This is a genomic window from Klebsiella sp. HMSC09D12, from assembly GCF_001808475.1.
Taxonomy (GTDB): domain Bacteria; phylum Pseudomonadota; class Gammaproteobacteria; order Enterobacterales; family Enterobacteriaceae; genus Klebsiella; species Klebsiella oxytoca.
This window is the reverse complement of sequence record NZ_KV793389.1, coordinates 1-3,830: the sequence shown is the minus strand read 5'-3', so window position 1 is coordinate 3,830 and position 3,830 is coordinate 1. Positions and strand designations below refer to the sequence as shown.

Annotated in this window: 4 protein-coding genes and 1 pseudogene; 3 read left to right on the top strand and 2 right to left on the bottom strand. The window is 45.7% G+C overall.

The genetic code is table 11. The features are described 5' to 3' along the window. Nucleotides 1–34 precede the first annotated feature (34 nt). A pseudogene (locus tag HMPREF3178_RS30720) lies at nt 35–127 on the bottom strand (IS3 family transposase); the annotation flags it as partial. Nucleotides 128–594: 467 nt separating this feature from the next. Then, nucleotides 595–1,230: a hypothetical protein gene (locus HMPREF3178_RS03100; RefSeq protein ID WP_004117933.1), complete on the bottom strand. Its 636-nt coding sequence runs from the start codon at nt 1,228–1,230 to the stop codon at nt 595–597. Between the two features lie 687 nt (nt 1,231–1,917). On the opposite strand from HMPREF3178_RS03100, the gene HMPREF3178_RS31505 reads away from it, so the two are divergent. Genes HMPREF3178_RS31505 through HMPREF3178_RS29365 form a run of 3 tightly spaced genes read left to right on the top strand, consistent with a single transcriptional unit; the run spans nt 1,918 to nt 3,649 of the window. Beyond that, entirely contained in the window at nt 1,918–2,598 is a 681-nt protein-coding gene (locus tag HMPREF3178_RS31505) for a hypothetical protein (RefSeq protein WP_029496875.1), read from the top strand. Next, a complete protein-coding gene (locus tag HMPREF3178_RS31500; protein WP_029496874.1) occupies nt 2,588–3,481 on the top strand; it encodes a DEAD/DEAH box helicase in 894 nt (297 codons plus the stop codon). Before HMPREF3178_RS31505 ends, HMPREF3178_RS31500 begins: the two co-directional genes overlap by 11 nt. A 15-nt stretch (nt 3,482–3,496) precedes the next feature. Further along, entirely contained in the window at nt 3,497–3,649 is a 153-nt protein-coding gene (locus HMPREF3178_RS29365) for a hypothetical protein (RefSeq protein WP_004117950.1), read from the top strand. Nucleotides 3,650–3,830 lie beyond the last annotated feature (181 nt).

Genomic DNA, 3,830 nt, shown 5'->3' with positions numbered 1-3,830 from the left:
ACAAAAGCTGTCCGGAGATGGCGGGTCAAGATCAAGCACTGGCCGCAGCTGCAACGGTGTAGTTCTGCTCAAGGACCAGTTGAGCGGATTCGCGTTTAAACTCTGCGCTGAAATTTCTTTTTTTCATTGAGGCACCTGTAATGTTCTGAGGTGAGCATATCACCTCTGTTCAGGTGGCCAAATTCAGTATGCCACTACACTGGATGAAGCCAGAAAGAATAGCCAGTCTTCTACGTTTGGTGTTGACGAAGTTCTCAAGCAACTAGAAACCGCAATCCAAGCCAACTCTAAGGCTGGATTGACTTCCATTATTAGTATGTTTAGTCGGGAAGGGCTTAGTGTTAAAGAGATTGACGAAGCAATTTCTGCTCTCAATCAAAGAGGCTTCAATACTAGCTATACGACTACCACTTCTGTGTATTCGGTGAAGGTCAGCTGGTAAATCGAGTTAACTGATCTTAGGTAGCTGTGGCACAGTGATGCGTTACTGCTACCTGCCTGACACCGCTCCTAGTAGGTTTTTTGACTTTCACCATCAAAAAAGAAAGGTAACTGTATCTAATATTAGTAAAATGATGAAGAGGAAATTAGTTTCTATTGTCCATCGAGAGAGTTAACAATGGGAGTGTTAGCTTGCTGGAAGAAAGAAGCCTTAAAATTATTATACGCTTTATCAACAATACCCTGTCTGTCATCTGGTGAGAGCGCCAGAGCACAAAGACCATATATAAACAATGCTAACAGGATAGCTGCAATCACACCCTGAAAGCCATCCCTAACCCATTTTATCGCACGAATTATACGTCCAGTTTCTCTCGATTCCTTTCTTGTAACGGCTCTGTGAAAATCGAGAATGGCGTTTTCTCGCTCTCTTTTTATTACGTTAGGGAAGTCCTTAATCGTAGCTTGTAAACTATCATAGTCATCAAGAAGTGTATTTACATTATCAAATTGAAGTTGGTATTCTGCCCTAAGGTCTTCTTCAATTTGGTCCATTAAATCGCGGATGATTACTTCCGCATGGTCCCTAAAGCCTTCAATTCGAGAATCACCTAGCGCATGATTATGAAAGGTTCTTAGTTCACTTCTAATTTGCGTAGGGGTTTTCCCCTCGCTGTTTAGTCTGTTAGCAAGTTCGTTTTTTTCGAATTTATACAGTGAATAAGCGATTAAACCAATTTTATCTTCGCGATCTTTAACAAGAGCATCAAAAACCCAACGTTGTGACATCCTTGCCTCCAGGTTAAAATGCCGCGAATTAGCGGCATTTTAAAAGTTATGAAATGACTATTTAATGGCGGAACTGGCAGCTTTAAAAGCCCTATTAAGCATTCGATTTAAATCGTTGCTTGTGACTTTCTGAGCCGTGTTGGATGTCTGCTGCTGGGGGGCAGAAGTAAGAGCTTTGCGTACGATCGTAGTCTTACGACTTTCAGAGATTGGTTTTAGCTCGACTTTATACATCTTCAGGCCCCCATAAAATTTACGTCTATAAATTATACACTAAAGGACATTGGATTTTCCAAATTTTTAGTGATGACCCAAAGCCCAGTATCAGTAAAGATATTGCTTATGAAGGACTGATGCACTTAGACCCGTATCCCGCTCCCTTTCTCGATAAGCTCGGATTTGCTCTCAACTCAAAAAAAGGGTGCTTTACAGCCCATAGTCGATAGTGTATCCGTATGAAACATAGGTATTACTCGCTGACCGGCTATGAAAAACAGTCATTGTTTATGCGCTGCACAGGTCCGGAAAGTTACTTTTTTCCTCGGCCATCGACACAGCACCCCGGCAATTCTGCCCGGTAAATTCAGGGAGCTGACGTTTTCTTTTCCCGGCCGGATAAGCAGACCGTCTTCGTAGTGTGTTACCGGGAGTCACGACGTCAGGAACAGACAGACCAGTGAGGTTTATGTGAATGAATCAGTAATAAAAACCGAAAATGTGTTCCTCTTCTGGAGAGCCATTGAAGCATTAACCCCTCAGGATATTGATAAGGAAAATGCCCGGGACAAACTCAACCCGGTTTACAAAGTAGGCGCAGGAGCCATGCTTCCCTGGGATGACCCGGCTCATACCCGTAAGGATGTTGGGCCTGGCAAAGTGTGGCGCTACTCCGCTCAGGCGGGGGTTTATCATTTAAGTGTGATTACCAAAATGCTGGAGGATAAAATCGGTGCCCATGAAGCGGTACCTGAAGAACGCAAATCAGGGAAATGCAGGCTTTTTGATATTGGTTTCAATGAAGAAGGCATCCCCCAGCCAGCCACATTCATGTTATCCCTGTCTGCATGGTCGGCGGCTCAGATACTCAGGCATGATCGCGGCGTTTATGCTCTTCATGCTCCCCTTTGCTCCGATGTGTCAGACCTGCCCGCACCAAACGACAGCCTCCCGCTGGTGGATAGCGGTTTTTACGATTTTGATAATCTGACCCTTCATCTCATGCAGTGGGTGGACATTGAGGCTTATCGATTACAGGAGGAGGGACAGAAGGCCGATACAGGATGGTTGAAGACGCTTGAGAAACTTTGCATCCATGCCCCGGATGTTCAGGGATGCAGGTCAGGAAGCGATAGGCTGGTTGCTGATTGATGAAGCCGGACAGGCACAACCTCAGCATGCGATTGGGGCTGTCTGGAGAGCAAAACGAACGGTTCTGGTAGGTGACCCAAAACAACTGGAATCGGTCAGCAGTATTCCGTCCACTGTAGAGGGGGCGCTGGCAAAACACTATAAGATCCCTTCCTGCTGGTGGCCCGGAAAAGTCTCAGCACAGATACTGGCAGATCAGACGATGGATGTTGGCACCTATCTGCCCGACCCGGAGTCTGAACAGATTTGGGTGGGCTGTCCATTACGGGTTCACCGGCGCTGTGATGAACCAATGTTCAGTATCAGTAACCATATTGCCTATGACGGGCTCATGGTCCACGGGAAAATGCCGGGCCTGGCGGATTTTCCTGAAAGTGGATGGCTGGATGTGAAAGGGAGGACATGCGAAGGAAACTGGGTAGCGGAGGAAGGGGTGGTGGTGGAAAAGTTACTTTTGGCGTTGCGTCACCAGCATTCACTCACACCTGACGACGTGTTTCTGATCTCGCCATTCCGGGATTGCGCTAAGCAGCTTAGTCGGATCGCAAAGAGACTGGGATTCAGGATGGACAGAACGGGCACTGTACATAAAACACAGGGTAAGGAAGCTGCAGTGGTTATCCTCGTGCTGGGAGGCAACATAAAAAGCCAGGGGGCGAAAGCCTGGGCGGCGGAAAAACCCAATCTTCTGAACGTCGCTGTAAGCAGGGCGAAACAACGCATTTACGTCATCGGCGAGCGTGCATTATGGGAGAAGCAACCTTACTTTTCCACGCTGTCCCGGGCACTGGGAAGTTACACGACAACAAAAAAATTTTTTTTCCATACCGGTGGGAAAATGCCTCCTGGTCGGAAAAATATTTTGTTCCGTTTGATACAGTAATTTAGGAGGTAGGACATGATTAAACCCATTGCAGTTGCTCTGATATTGTTAACCACATCGGCCTATGCTGATGTTGATTTACCTGCAGAATTAAAGGAAAAAATTGAAGCCGTTGGTATCAATCCTGTCTCTGCAGAGAAATCTCCGGTTAACCAATCAAAATGGTAGTGGGTGATAGTTTGATAACTCTTATGGACATTCATAGCATTAACCCTGATGCAAGACTTACAAAGTGAGAGGTTAGTGCTCGATAAAAAAATACTGTATACATATACAGTATGTATTTAACATAACGTACATTATGCGTACTAAGTTTGTAATGGCTCAATAGTAATGTCCGCCTGTGGCT

Bases quoted from the DNA above. Each gene is read 5' to 3' on its own strand.
- HMPREF3178_RS03100 (WP_004117933.1), bottom strand. From the start codon at position 1,230: ATGTCACAACGTTGGGTTTTTGATGCTCTTGTTAAAGATCGCGAAGAT.
- HMPREF3178_RS29365 (WP_004117950.1), top strand. From the start codon at position 3,497: ATGATTAAACCCATTGCAGTTGCTCTGATATTGTTAACCACATCGGCC.